Raw genomic sequence first — 13,496 nt, forward strand, 5'->3', positions numbered from 1 at the left:
CGGCCTTTTCCGTCAAATAGACTGCAACAGGAAACCGGCCGCCGCGCAGACGGCCAGCGTCGTGACCACGCCGCGCTTCAAGGTAAAGAGCAACAAGGCCGCCAGCAGCGAGAGGCCAAGTGCCGCCGGCTGCAGCGTCGATGGATCCGGAAGGGGCATGGATAGCGGCCACGCCTCAAGGCGGCCGACCTCCGCAAACAGCACATGCAGACCGAACCAGAGCGCCAGATTGAGGATGACCCCGGTCACCGCCGCCGAGATCGCCGACAGGGCAGCCGACAGCGCCCGGTTGCTGCGCAGCGTCTCGACATAAGGCGCACCGAGGAAAATCCACAGGAAACACGGAATGAAGGTCACCCAGGTCGCGAGCGTGGCGCCGATGAAGCCGGAAAGCAGCGGATCGATGCCGACAGGCGCGCGAAACGCCCCCATGAAACCGACGAAGGTCAGGACCAGAACGAGGGGGCCTGGCGTCGTCTCAGCCAGCGCCAGCCCGTCGAGCATCTCCCCGGCTTCAGCCAGTAATAGGTTTCGACCGCCTGCTGGGCGACATAGGCGAGAACCGCATAGGCCCCGCCGAAGGTGACGACAGCCATCTTGGAGAAGAACAGGCCGATCGCCGTGAAGGTATTGTCGAAGCCGATTGCGGCGCCAATCAAAAGGAACGGCGCCAGCCAGAGACTGAGCCAGATGCCGAGAACCCGGATGGTGCGCCCCAAGGACGCTGAACCCTGCGCAAAATCCGACCCGATCACCGACGGCTTGTCGTCCAGGGATTCCCGTGCCGCGGCGGCTGCGGCCTTCGCCTCGCTCGCCGGCTGAAACCGCGCCATGAGATAACCGGCAAGGCCCGCGGCAAGCACGACAAGCGGAAACGGCACGGCAAAGAAAAACAGCGCCGCAAAGGCAAGCCCCGCAATGACCAGCGCCAACCGGGTTTTCAGCGCCCGGCGCCCGACGCGGATCACCGCCTCGACGACGATGGCGAGCACGGCGGCTTTCAGACCGAAGAACAGGCTTGTCAGCCAATGCGTGTCCTGGAACAGCGCATAGGCCGACGACAGGCCGAGGATCACGAAAAAACCGGGCAGAATGAACAAGGTACCGGCGATGACGCCGCCGCGCGTTCCGTGCAGCAGCCAGCCGATATAGGTCGCCAGCTGCTGCGCCTCAGGGCCTGGCAACAGCATGCAGTAGTTCAGGGCATGCAGGAACCGGCTCTCCGAAATCCAGCGCCGCTCATCCACCAGTTCGCGGTGCATCAGCGCAATCTGGCCCGCGGGTCCACCGAAACTTAGGAAGCCGATCCTAGCCCAGACACGAGCGGCCTCGGGCAGGGATGGGTGTGAAGGCGCCTCACTGAGGTCTTGTTCTCGTGCGATGTGCATGCCTCGCCAGTAACCGTGTTTCGCGAAATATTTTTGACGGTGCGGTTCTTGACTCACGCTCCCGCCATCCTTATCTCCAAGCCGCTAGCACTCGTGATCAATGAGTGCTAATCCATCCATCGGGTCGCATCTGACGATCCGTGAAGTCATTTGATCGAGGGATTAGACAATGACAAGCACCAATTTCCGCCCCCTGCACGACCGCGTCGTCGTCCGCCGTATCGAGGCTGAAGCCAAGACCAAGGGCGGCATCATCATTCCGGATACCGCCAAGGAAAAGCCGCAGGAAGGCGAAATCGTCGCCGTCGGCACCGGCACACGTGACGACAAGGGCGCCCTCATCGCGCTCGACGTCAAGGCTGGCGACCGCATCCTGTTCGGCAAGTGGTCGGGCACCGAAGTCAAGCTCAACGGCGAAGACCTTCTGATCATGAAGGAAGCCGACATCATGGGCGTTATCGGCTGATTTGAGCCGCTGACCTTCATCCTCAATTCCAGAAAACCAATTGGGCATCAGCCCGGGAGTTTTTAACATGGCAGCCAAAGAAATTAAGTTCGGCCGCACCGCGCGCGAAAAGATGCTGCGCGGCGTCGACATCCTCGCAGACGCAGTCAAGGTCACGCTCGGCCCCAAGGGTCGTAACGTCATCATCGACAAGTCCTTCGGCGCACCGCGCATCACCAAGGACGGCGTTTCCGTCGCCAAGGAAATCGAACTCGAAGACAAGTTCGAAAACATGGGCGCCCAGATGGTCCGCGAAGTTGCTTCGAAGACCAACGACATCGCCGGTGACGGCACCACGACCGCGACCGTTCTCGCCCAGGCGATCGTTCGCGAAGGCGGCAAGGCCGTTGCAGCCGGCATGAACCCGATGGACCTGAAGCGCGGCATCGACCTCGCCGTCGCAGCCGTCGTCAAGGACCTCGTTGCCAAGGCCAAGAAGATCAACACTTCGGAAGAAGTGGCCCAGGTCGGCACGATCTCTGCCAACGGCGAAAAGGAAATCGGCGCCTACATCGCTGAAGCGATGCAGAAGGTCGGCAATGAAGGCGTCATCACGGTTGAAGAAGCCAAGACCGCCGAAACCGAACTCGAAGTCGTCGAAGGCATGCAGTTCGACCGCGGCTACCTCTCGCCTTACTTCGTAACCAACCCTGAAAAGATGGTTGCCGAGCTGGAAGACGCTTACATCCTTCTCCATGAGAAGAAGCTTTCCAACCTGCAGGCAATGCTTCCGGTTCTGGAAGCCGTCGTTCAGACCGGCAAGCCGCTCCTGATCATCTCGGAAGACGTCGAAGGCGAAGCGCTTGCTACGCTCGTCGTCAACAAGCTGCGTGGCGGCCTGAAGATCGCTGCCGTCAAGGCTCCGGGCTTCGGCGATCGCCGCAAGGCCATGCTGGAAGACATCGCTGTCCTGACCGGCGGCCAGGTCATTTCCGAAGACATCGGCATCAAGCTGGAAAACGTCACGCTCGAAATGCTCGGCCGTGCGAAGAAGGTTTCGATCTCCAAGGAAAACACCACCATCGTTGACGGTGCTGGCGCCAAGAACGAGATCGAAGGCCGCGTTGCCCAGATCAAGGGCCAGATCGAAGAAACCACATCCGACTACGATCGCGAGAAGCTGCAGGAACGTCTTGCCAAGCTCGCTGGCGGCGTTGCCGTCATCCGCGTCGGCGGTGCAACTGAAATCGAAGTCAAGGAAAAGAAAGACCGTATCGACGACGCGCTCAACGCAACGCGCGCTGCCGTTCAGGAAGGTATCGTTCCAGGCGGTGGTACTGCCCTGCTTCGCGCTTCCGTCGTCCTCGACATCAAGGGCGCCAACGACGATCAGAACGCCGGTATCAACATCATCCGCAAGTCGCTTCAGTCGCTGGTTCGCCAGATCGCTGAAAACGCAGGCGACGAAGGTTCGATCATCGTCGGCAAGATCCTCGAAAGCGACACCGACAACTTCGGCTACAACGCCCAGACCGGCGAATATGGCGACATGATCGCCATGGGTATCGTCGATCCGGTCAAGGTCGTTCGCACGGCTCTGCAGAACGCAGCTTCGGTTGCTTCGCTGCTGATCACGACCGAAGCCATGATTGCCGAAGCCCCGAAGAAGGACTCCGCCGGCGGCGGCATGCCTGACATGGGCGGCATGGGCGGCATGGGCGGCATGATGTAATAAGGCTTTCGCCTTATTACTGAAGGACGACCATCCAGCTTCGCCCATGTAAAAGTGTTTCAGCGCGTCAAGCGCGCTGAAATGGCGGCATGGGCGGCATGATGTAATAAGGCTTTCGCCTTAGTACGAATGACGATCATTCGATCTATCTGGAAGAGGCGGGCCGCGAGGTCCGCCTTTTTCTTTGCGACTGCTCGGGTTATTGCGCGGTATTGCTTTTCCCAAGTCTGCAATGACAACCACCCAAGAATAGTTCGACACCTACGTCATTCGGCCCATTGTCGGGTCACCGTCCGCGCATACTCTTGCTGCGTCGCAATAAAACCAAATCAACCTGCGAAGAGTGGGTGCCTCCGCAACAACGCATGACAGGCCCCAATAAGATATTTTTCAAAAACAATTGTCTGCTGGAAAAAGCAACGATAACAAGAACACCGTAGCCGAAAGCTCAAGTCGACTGGCAAAATCGAGAGCAACATTTCGTGCTTATTCAAATTATCTGTATTAACTGTGTATGAATCTTCCCTTTGATCTCGAACACGCAAAACATATACGCCTTCATAAGCAAACAAGTGATTTTGCCCGGACATCCTTAGCCATAGCATGAAGAAAATATCTCATTTTCATTCTTGCCGAAATTGGATCGTACGCGTTATTTGCAGCCTATTCGGCGATGCTTGCATCTCAAGCCACTGCATTCGCTGCAGAACCCTGACGGAAAAGTCGATGATGTTCAGACAGAATGAATATGCCGGGGTCAATCGTGTTTAAAATTGCCCGTACTGGCCTTTCCCAATCTGCGACACCTCCCTTTGCTCTGGGTGAAATGGACCGTGAGATGCTTGGCCAGTTTTGTGTGTCCGAAGGCTGGGCAGGCGATCTTTCCAACGGCCTCTTCAAGCTCGGCGAAAAGGCGAAGGCGACCCACGGCCTGCAGCATGCCGAATGCGGTCTGCTGAACCTCGTACGCTGTTACGATTCAGGGGATCGAAACCATGTTCTAGCGCTGTTCGAGCAGGCGGCAACGACCTCCTGTTCCTTCTGCTTTTCCACCACGATCATCATGGCTGGCGGCCAGAAGCAGCCATTGTTCTGCATCGGCGAATCTTCGGGTCTGGAACATCGCTATTCCGGATCGATGCTCGGCGTATTCTTCTTCCCCGATTCCAGGTGGAGCCGAGGAACCAGATCCTCAACCGCCAATAAGAAACAGGCACCGATCCCTTTTGGATCAGCTGCCGAGCTCTCCTCTCTGTTCTTACGCAAGGATCAGGCGCTACGCTTCAGCCTACTGGTGCCGCGCACTTCCATCGGCTGTGGTCGTCCGAGGAAGTAGCCTTGTGCTTCGTCGCAACCCTCCGACTGAAGAATATCCAATTGGCTCTGCGTCTCCACGCCCTCGGCCAGAACAGGCACCGCGAGGCTCTGGCCGAGCGCAAGTATGGCCCGCACGATCGCCTTCGCCTGCGGGCTGTTCTCGACCTCAAGCATGAAACTGCGATCAAGCTTGATCTTGTCGAAGGGAAGGCACGCAATGTTTCAAGCGAGGAATAGCCGGTTCCGAAGTCATCAATGGCGATGGTCACGCCGAGTGCCTTGATCTGGCGCAGTGTCAGAAGGGCACGGTCCTTGTCCTGGATGATGGTTGATTCGGTGATTTCGAGTTCCAGCCGATTGGCAGAAAGCCCGGTTTCCAGCAGAACCTCGTGAACAAGCGCGACGATATCACTATTGCTCAATTGAACTGGTGAAAGATTGACGGCGATCTTATAGCCTTCGTCCCAGCCGGCGGCCTCGCGGCAGGCCTCGCGCAGAACCCATTCGCCGATCGGCAGAATGGCGCCGCACTCCTCGGCAATCGGAATGAACTCGCTCGGAGGCACCATGCCGCGTTCTGGATGGTTCCAGCGCAGCAGCACCTCATAGCCGATGATTTCGCCGCTCAGTACAGACTTCTGCACCTGGTAATGCAGGCTGAGCTGGCTCTTCGGAATGGCATTCCAGAGATCGTTGGCGAGGCTGCGGCGACCGCGAGCGGCCTCATCCATGGAAACCTCATAGAAGCAGACAGCCCGGTTGAGCGCCGCTTTGGCACGGTACATCGCCAGGTCGGCATTGTTGACCAGAACTTCGGCATTGGCTGCATCCTGCGGAAAGACGGCAACACCCATGCTTGCGCCCGGCTTGATCTCGAAATCCTGATAGCTCAATTCGCCGAAAAGGCATTTTTCGAGACGGGACAGGAAATCATTGAGTTCCGCCAGTTCCGAGAACCGCTTGACAGCCGCAAACTCGTCTCCGCCGACACGGGCCACGAACTCGCCTTCCAAGCCGGCCGACTTCATACGGGTGGCCAATGTCGAGAGAACGTAGTCGCCGGCGGCGTGGCCATGCAGGTCGTTAATCTCCTTGAACTTGTCGAGGTCGATGCCAACAACGGCAACCTTGCGGTTGAACCATGTCGCCGCGTCGATTTCCTCCTCCAGATGGAGATTGAATTGCAGGCGGTTCGGCAGGCCGGTGAGACTATCGTGGCGGGCGAGGAATGAGATATGCTCCTCCGAATCCAGTCTCGCCGTAATGTCCTCATAGGTTGCGACCCATCCACCCTCCGCAAGCGTCCGGTATTTGATCAAAACGGACCGACCGTTGGAGAGCTTTTCAATCAGGTCGCCGCCGCCCTTTCTGACGACATCTGTAACGTGTCGCTCATAGGCATCGCCGACCCTCGCGTTGAAGGCCACAGGTTCGTTGACGAGCCGCTGATAGGCCGCTTCCAGCATCTCGCGAAATGTCATGCCGACCTGCTGGATTTCCTCGGGCAGGCCGAAGATTTCCCAGAATCGCTGGTTTGCGAGAAGCAGGTGCTCGTCATGGCTGAACAGGCAGATGCCCTGCGACATGTTTTGCAGCGCAACGTCGAGATTCGCAGTGACCGCGGCGAGCCGATCCGCCGCTGCCTTTTCCTGGGTGACGTCCTTGGTGATCTTGGCGAAACCGATCAGTGTTCCCATCTCGTCATGGATCGCATCAATGACAACATGGGCCCAAAAGCAGGTACCATCCTTGCGGTAGCGCCAGCCGCGCGTTTCGAACTTGCCTTCGCTGCGGGCTGTCGCCAGCGCTTTTCCCGGCTCGTTGTTGGCCTGGTCGGTGACGGAATAGAAGCACGAGAAATGTTTGCCGACGATTTCCGCCTCGACATAACCCTTGGCGCGCGCGGCGCCCGCATTCCAGTTGGCGACGCGACCGTCGACATCCAGCATGTAGATTGCATAATCCGTGACGCCGCGCACGAGAAGCGCAAGCTGCCGCTCGCTTTCGGCCGATGTCTTCTGCACATGGTTGGCGAAGGTCGAGATGGCGAGAGCAGCAAACAGCAGCGAGAAGGCAAGGGTCGCGATCAAGAACACCATCACATGCGGCGGCATGACCGAACCGGTCATCAGCGGCATCAGGCCCGGCGTGACGGTGACCGCGCCCATGGCGATGAAATGCAGGGAGACGACGCCCAGCGTCATCAGTGTCGCTGCCAGCAGGCGAGGCCCAATCTTGCCGCCACCGCGGCGGGAGGCTGAAAGTGCTGCCATGCTGAAAATCAACGCACCGGCCAGCGACGCCGCGACCAGAACTGGATCCCAGGTGATATCGGCGGGCATCTCGATGGCGTTCATACCGAGAAAGTGCATGGACGCGACGCCGATGCCGATCAGGCAGCCACCGATCATGTCCCCCGCGCGGCTTTCCTTGCTGGTGGCGAAGAACAGGCCGGCTGCCGTCATCAGCACGGCGATGGCCAGCGACAGCACCGTCAGCTTCACTTCGAAACCGATGACAACGCCGGGGTCGTAGGCGATCATGGCGATGAAGTGGGTGGCCCAGATACCGAAGCCGCTGGAGACGCCCGCTGCGGCCACCCAGGCGGCACGCGCGCGCCCCAACCCCAATCGTGCCCGTTGAAGCAAGGTGACTGCCCCATAGCTGGACAGCAAGCAGATCAGCCCCGCCAGAACCACGAGCCGCAGATCATGCTCAACCACCAGACACGTCAAAACCTTCAACATCGAACCGCCATACAATATGAGCCACCGGCGCGCCGTGCGCAAATCCCGGTTATTTCAGCATCATGCAATGGCGCGAGCACTTTAAGGAATGGTGAAATACTGCCTTGGAACGCCTGTTCCGGAACGGCACAATCTTATTGTCGTTAACAGCTGAACAACCGCCATATCATGCCGATTGCAGCAAGGATGAGAGCCGATTTTCCGGTTGCAGAAGTGCGCCGTTAAGCCAGAAGCGATTTCAGGTCTGTTGCCGGGTCTTCAAGCGCCTTGCGGTCCGGTGTGGCGCCGGTTTCGAGCAGTTTCTTGCCCGTCACATAAGCCTTGGCGTCGTTGATGGCATCGACGGCGATCAGCTTGCCCTGCCGGAAATACCAGACCGAAACGCTGCCCTCGCGCTGGCCGGCACGCACCACCGTCTCGTCATGGCCAAGGCCGAAACCGGCGATCTGCAGCTTGACGTCGTACTGATCCGACCAGAACCAAGGTTTTGGTTCATAGGGCGCCGATCCGCCCGAGAGAACCGCCGCCACGGCTTCCGCCTGATCGACGGCGTTCTGGACGGATTCGAGCCGGATGCGCAGGTCCTGGAACGGCAGGATGGCACAATCGCCCATGGCGAAGATGGCGGGATCGGAGGTACGGCCAAAACTGTCGACGACAATGCCGTTGGCGACCTCCAGCCCCGCATCATGCGCCAGTTGGTCATTGGCCGAAACGCCGATACCGACAATGACGAGATCAACCGGTAGCGTCGAGCCGTCGCTGAGTTCCGCCGCCGTGACACGACCATCGGTCCCGACGAGGCGCACGAGGCCGGTACCCTCGCGGATATCGACGCCGCGCGCGACATGGATGCCGCGCACCAGATGCGAGGTCGCGGCAGAGGCGACGCGCTGCAGGATGCGGTCGGCCATCTCGATGACGGTGACCTCGAGCCCGCAGGTGCGCGCAACGGCTGCCGCCTCCAGGCCAATATAGCCGCCGCCGATGATCAGCGCCCGGCGTCCGGGCTGCAACTCGCCGGCCAGCCTGTCGGCATCGGTGAAATCGCGCACCACGAAGACGCCATTGAGATCGCCGCCGACGGCTGCCGGCAGGCGGCGCGGTGTCGAACCGGTGGCAAGGGCGAGCGTGTCATAGGCAAGCGTCGACCCGTCGCTGAGCGTCACGGTCTTTGCCGCACGGTCGAGCCCGGTGACGGTGGTGGACAGGCGGATTTCGACCTTGTTGTCGGCATACCAGGGCTCGGGGCGATAGAGCAACCGGTCAAGGTCCATTTCACGCAGGAGGTATTTCTTCGACAGCGGCGGACGCTGATAGGGAAGGCTTGCCTCGGAAGCAATGATCGTCACCGGACGTTCGTCCTTCAGGGCCCGGAGTTTGGCCACCAGCGCGAAAGCCGCCTGGCCGCCGCCTGCAACAACAAGTCTTCCCGTCACGTCTGTTCCCGCCCGATGTCGTGCAATGTTCTTGGGCGCAAGACCTAGCCTGCCCGCCGCCGCCTCGTCAACACAGGGCTCGGCGACAAAGCCGATCCTGCAGCGAACCTTTGCGCCATCTGGCCGTTACCCCATAAGCAAGATACTGGGTGAAACAAGATACAGGAGACCGCCGACGCATGTTCCCGATTGCACGCTTTCTGGCACTGGGCGCCGGCCTGTTCGGCGGCATCGTTCTGTCGCAGGCACCGGAAATGACCCAGCAATATGGGCAGCGGATCGGCGGTGCGCTGGATGAGTTGCGCGTCATCGTCGAAAATTTCGATCAGCAGGCGGCACAGAACAAGATTGACCGGGATAAGGCGCTGACGCTCTACGGCGCGTCCGGGGAACCTTTCCTGCGGTCGCAGGGTGTTTCCATGCAAGAGACCATCACGCGCTTCGAGACGCTGGAGGCGCAGAACGAGGCCCTGTCCACCGCCCTGCCCGTGCTGAAACCCTTCGTGCTGATCCGCGACGCCGACAGTGCCATCCTTGCCAATGCCTGGCGCGACTTCATCCCCGCCGTGCCGATCAGCATTCCGGGGCTCGTCTGGGCCGCGATCGGCTTTGTCTGCGGCTGGACGCTGTTGCGGATTCTCGCCTTTCTGTCACGCGAGGCCTATCGGCTCGGCGCCGGGCGGCGCTACCGTCTGCTGCACTGATCAAGGCGCTTTCAGGCCCTTCAGCGCTTTGCGAAACCTTCATGGAAGCTTCAATATAGCATCACCGGCCCGTCATGATCGCCGCCTATCCGGTCGTTGCATCTGCCTATGCAACAAAGGATATACCATGACACGCACTCTTTTGGCCTCCGTCGCGCTTATCGCGCTGACATCGCTTACCGCCCATGCCGAGGAAAAGGAATTTCCGGCGAAACTCGTTCAGCACGCCATCCTTCCGGCCAACACGATGATCGCTGCACCGGCGGATGCGCCTGCGCATCTGAAGACCTCGGGCAAGTTCACCACGGCAGACCGCAAGCGCGCGGAAGGTCTGGGCACTGTCGTCGGCAATGACGGCGTGCGCAAGACCGATCTCTCCGTGCCGTTCGACGGCCAGCCGATGCAGGGTTTTTCCGGCATCAAGGCGATGGATGATGGTACATTCTGGTCGCTCTCGGACAATGGTTTCGGCTCAAAGGCCAATTCGAGCGATGCGATGCTGATGCTGCACCATATCCGCCTGAACTGGGATGCCGGCAAGGTCGAGCCTGTTGAAACCGTGTTCCTGTCCGATCCCGACAAGAAGGCCCCTTTCCCGATTGTCATGGAAGGTGCAGAGCAACGCTACCTCACTGGCGCCGATTTCGACGTCGAATCGATCCAGCCTGTCAGCGACGGCTTCTGGGTGGGCGAGGAATTCGGCCCGTACCTGCTGAAATTCACCCGAGATGGCAAGCTCACCGACGTGATCGCCACCAAGGTCGGCGAGACCGAGGTCAAATCGCCCGACAATCCGACGCTCGTTGTCCCGGCAAACCCAGCGGCGAAAATGCCGGTCTTCAACCTGAAGCGTTCGGGCGGCTATGAGGGCTTTGCCATGTCGAAGGACGGCACGAAACTTTACGGCATGCTGGAAGGCCCGCTGTTCAAGGATGACGGTTCTGTCGAGAAGGTCGGCGACCTGACGGCGCTCCGCGTCATCGAGTTCGACATCGCCTCCAAGGTCTGGACCGGCCGCAGCTGGCTTTATCCGCTCTCTGCCGGCGGCGAGGCGATCGGCGACTTCAACATGCTGGACGAGACGACGGCCCTGGTAATCGAGCGTGACAACGGCGCCGGCACCGGCCCGATCTGCGCCGACCCGAAGGCGCCGACACCGGATTGCTTTGCGGTTGCGGCCAAGCACAAGCGCATCTACAAGATCGAGATGACCGACGAAAACGTCGGCAAGGACGTGCGCAAGATCGGCTATATCGACCTGATGAAGATCGCCGATCCTGATAACCGCAAGCGCCAGGGCGGCGGCGACGGCTTCTACGACATGCCGTTCGTTACCATCGAGAATGTCGACCGCGTCGATGCCACCCACATCGTCGTCGGCAACGACAACAACCTGCCGTTTTCGGCAGCACGGGCTTTGAACAAGACGGATGACAATGAGTTCGTGCTGCTCGACGTCGCCGAATTCCTGGCCGCGAAGTAACAGCACTTTGGTGCATTGGGGTGTCCGGATCGTCCGGGCGCCTTTTTTACGCGAGCGCTCCGCGTACCCTTGCGATGATTTCAGCAACCCGCAGGTCGCCCTCATGTTCGGGCTTCCTAGCCCGCACGAGGCAGGCCTGCGATTTCAAGATGATGCCGTCGGAGAGGATCTTCAGGTGGTTGGCCTTGAGCGTCGATCCGGTCGAGGTGATGTCGACGATGATATCGGCAGAGCCGGAGGCCGGCGCGCCTTCCGTGGCGCCTAAGCTTTCTACGATCCGATAGAGCTGGATGCCGTGCTGGGCGGAGAAGAATTGTTGGGTCAGGCGCCAGTATTTGGTGGCGATCGCCAATCTTCGACCATGACGGGCGCGGAAATCGGAGGCAACGTCGCCGAGATCGGCCATGGTATCGACATCGAGCCAGATTTCCGGCACGGCGACGACGACATCGGCATGGCCGAAGCCGAGCCTCGCGCAGAATTCGACACGGGCATCGGCATCCGCCAACCCTTCGCGCACGAGGTCCTCGCCGGTCACGCCGAAATCGACGCCGCCATTGCCGATCTCGCGGGAGATTTCGGAGGCCGAGAGGAAGGCAATCTCGATATCGTCCATGCCCTCGACACGGCCACGATAGGAGCGCTCATTGCCGACGGCGGCGATCTTCATGCCTGCGCGTTCGAAAATCGCGGAGGCATCTTCCTTCATCCGTCCCTTGGAGGGCAGCGCGATGGTGATGGTCATCGGGCGGCCTCCCCTGCAACGGCTTTTCGATGCGGTCGAGCCAGAGCGCGAAGCCGACTGCCGGGATATGGGTGGTGGCGCCCAGCAGGGTCATCAGCCGGTCGAACCGGCCGCCGCCGGCCAGCACCGCCGTTTCGCCCGCAACCGTCACCTCGAAGACGAGACCGGTGTAATAATCGAGCGGGCGGCCGAAGGCGGCACGATAGGTAAGTGGCGACAGGTCGACGCCGGCATTGCCGAGCGCTGCGACCCGCGCATCGAAGCGCGACAGCGCGCCGTCGAGCTTCAGGCCGGATGTTTCGGCAAACCTGAAGAGGACCTTCGGCGCATCGGCCAGCGGTACGCTGAGCGACAGGAATTCGCGCAAGAGGTCAAGCGTGCGGCCATCGAGTGCGGTGCGGGCCAGCGCCCGCTTTTCCTTCAGCCGGGCAGCGATTTCCTTCGGGCTGCGGCTTGCATTGGTGGAATAGCCGGTCAGTTCCATGGTCTCGTCGAGATGGGCGATCAGCGTGTCGTCGTCGCCCGACGCCAGCAGCACCTCGATATCGGCGGTGAGGCCGGTGACCGGTTGCGGTGTGGCAAGACGTGTCAGCAGTGCGTCGATCTGCGCGATATTGCCGAAGGCATGGATCAGCCGCTTCTGCCAGCCGATCGGCAGGCCGCAGGCGGCGACGACCGCCTCGAACACCGCCTGGTCACCGAGCGTGACCGACAGGCTCACGCCGGGCAGCCGGTTGCGCAGGATGGCGATGGCATCACTGACCGCGCGCGCATCGGCGCCGGCGACATCGGTCTCGCCCAGATCCTCGATGCCCGCCTGATAGAACTCGTTGGCGCCCTCGCGGCGCTGGCGAAACACTTCGCCGAGATAGGCATAGCGCCGCGGCGTGCCGGTCGCGGTCTCGATGTGGCGCAGGCAGACGGGAATGGTGAATTCCGGGCGCAGGCACAGGCTCTTGCCCGTCTCGCTTTCCGTCATGAAGATCCGCCGCCGCAAGTCCTCGCCCGCCATATCAAGAAACGGCTCGGCGGGCTGAATGACAGGCGTATCGACGCGCAACGTTCCGAGCTTTTCGAAGTCGGCGAGCATGTCGGTGGCGAAGGTGGGGAGGTTGATCAGGGGCATGGGGTCGTGCTTTCGGAACAAGAACCCCTCCCCAACCCTCCCCACAAGGGGGAGGGAGCGGGCGCGGCGCATTTGGTGGGCCGAATGCCAAACATCGCAAGACTAGAACTGGAAGTTTGCGGATCGCTCAGGAGACCCCCTCCCCCTTGTGGGGAGGGTTGGGGAGGGAAAGCCGTTGGCAGTGGTGTTTGCTGAGGTGTGCGCCGAAACATACCCCCTCTGTCGGCGACGCCGACATCTCCCCCACAAGGGGGAGATCGGTCACAGCCCTTTTGCGCCCCTTACTCTGAAAAGTTGGCAAGCTGGGAAAATGAATGATCTCCCCCTTGTGGGGGAGATGTCACGCAGTGACAGAGGGGGCTTGGTGTCC

The 13,496-nt window shown here is 60.5% G+C and carries 7 protein-coding genes and 3 pseudogenes; 5 read left to right on the plus strand and 5 right to left on the minus strand.

Annotated elements, in window-relative coordinates; translation table 11 throughout:
- Nucleotides 1-12: 12 nt before the first annotated feature.
- Nucleotides 13-1,388, minus strand: a pseudogene (chrA, locus tag P6U16_RS06240) (chromate efflux transporter).
- A 169-nt stretch (nt 1,389-1,557) separates the two neighbouring features.
- Here chrA and groES point away from each other — a divergent pair.
- The 3 genes and pseudogenes from groES to P6U16_RS28320 all read left to right on the plus strand — a co-directional run.
- Nucleotides 1,558-1,854 (plus strand): co-chaperone GroES, encoded by a 297-nt coding sequence (gene groES, locus P6U16_RS06245; protein ID WP_275789194.1) that lies wholly within the window; start codon nt 1,558-1,560, stop codon nt 1,852-1,854.
- A gap of 67 nt (nt 1,855-1,921) precedes the next feature.
- On the plus strand, nt 1,922-3,565 hold the full coding sequence (gene groL, locus P6U16_RS06250; RefSeq protein ID WP_277703034.1) for a chaperonin GroEL: 1,644 nt from the start codon (nt 1,922-1,924) through the stop codon (nt 3,563-3,565).
- Nucleotides 3,566-4,382: 817 nt separating this feature from the next.
- Nucleotides 4,383-4,727: pseudogene (locus P6U16_RS28320) on the plus strand (hypothetical protein); the annotation flags it as partial.
- A 107-nt stretch (nt 4,728-4,834) separates the two neighbouring features.
- Here the strand turns inward: P6U16_RS28320 and P6U16_RS06260 are convergent.
- Nucleotides 4,835-7,629: pseudogene (locus P6U16_RS06260) on the minus strand (EAL domain-containing protein).
- A 221-nt stretch (nt 7,630-7,850) separates the two neighbouring features.
- Entirely contained in the window at nt 7,851-9,068 is a 1,218-nt protein-coding gene (locus P6U16_RS06265; protein ID WP_277703036.1) for an FAD-dependent oxidoreductase, read from the minus strand.
- A gap of 179 nt (nt 9,069-9,247) precedes the next feature.
- Here P6U16_RS06265 and P6U16_RS06270 point away from each other — a divergent pair, with 179 nt between their 5' ends.
- Nucleotides 9,248-9,772 carry a DUF2937 family protein gene (locus tag P6U16_RS06270; RefSeq protein ID WP_277703037.1) on the plus strand — a complete coding sequence of 175 codons (525 nt, stop codon included), beginning with the start codon at nt 9,248-9,250 and terminating at the stop codon, nt 9,770-9,772.
- Between the two features lie 127 nt (nt 9,773-9,899).
- Nucleotides 9,900-11,255 (plus strand): esterase-like activity of phytase family protein, encoded by a 1,356-nt coding sequence (locus P6U16_RS06275; protein WP_277703038.1) that lies wholly within the window; start codon nt 9,900-9,902, stop codon nt 11,253-11,255.
- A gap of 46 nt (nt 11,256-11,301) precedes the next feature.
- Here the strand turns inward: P6U16_RS06275 and hisG are convergent, their stop codons facing one another.
- Nucleotides 11,302-12,000 (minus strand): ATP phosphoribosyltransferase, encoded by a 699-nt coding sequence (gene hisG / locus P6U16_RS06280; protein WP_277703039.1) that lies wholly within the window; start codon nt 11,998-12,000, stop codon nt 11,302-11,304.
- Nucleotides 11,900-13,126: an ATP phosphoribosyltransferase regulatory subunit gene (locus tag P6U16_RS06285; RefSeq protein ID WP_277703040.1), complete on the minus strand. Its 1,227-nt coding sequence runs from the start codon at nt 13,124-13,126 to the stop codon at nt 11,900-11,902. The genes hisG and P6U16_RS06285 overlap by 101 nt, the downstream gene beginning before the upstream one ends.
- Nucleotides 13,127-13,496: the final 370 nt, after the last annotated feature.

Origin of the sequence: Rhizobium sp. 32-5/1 (genome assembly GCF_029537235.1) — a bacterium.
Lineage (GTDB): Bacteria > Pseudomonadota > Alphaproteobacteria > Rhizobiales > Rhizobiaceae > Pararhizobium.

Excerpts from the sequence above, each read along its gene's own strand:
- P6U16_RS06275 (WP_277703038.1), top strand. The coding sequence starts at position 9,900 with ATGACACGCACTCTTTTGGCCTCCGTCGCGCTTATCGCGCTGACATCG.
- groES (WP_275789194.1), top strand. The coding sequence starts at position 1,558 with ATGACAAGCACCAATTTCCGCCCCCTGCACGACCGCGTCGTCGTCCGC.
- groL (WP_277703034.1), top strand. The coding sequence starts at position 1,922 with ATGGCAGCCAAAGAAATTAAGTTCGGCCGCACCGCGCGCGAAAAGATG.
- P6U16_RS06270 (WP_277703037.1), top strand. The coding sequence starts at position 9,248 with ATGTTCCCGATTGCACGCTTTCTGGCACTGGGCGCCGGCCTGTTCGGC.
- hisG (WP_277703039.1), bottom strand. The coding sequence starts at position 12,000 with ATGACCATCACCATCGCGCTGCCCTCCAAGGGACGGATGAAGGAAGAT.
- P6U16_RS06285 (WP_277703040.1), bottom strand. The coding sequence starts at position 13,126 with ATGCCCCTGATCAACCTCCCCACCTTCGCCACCGACATGCTCGCCGAC.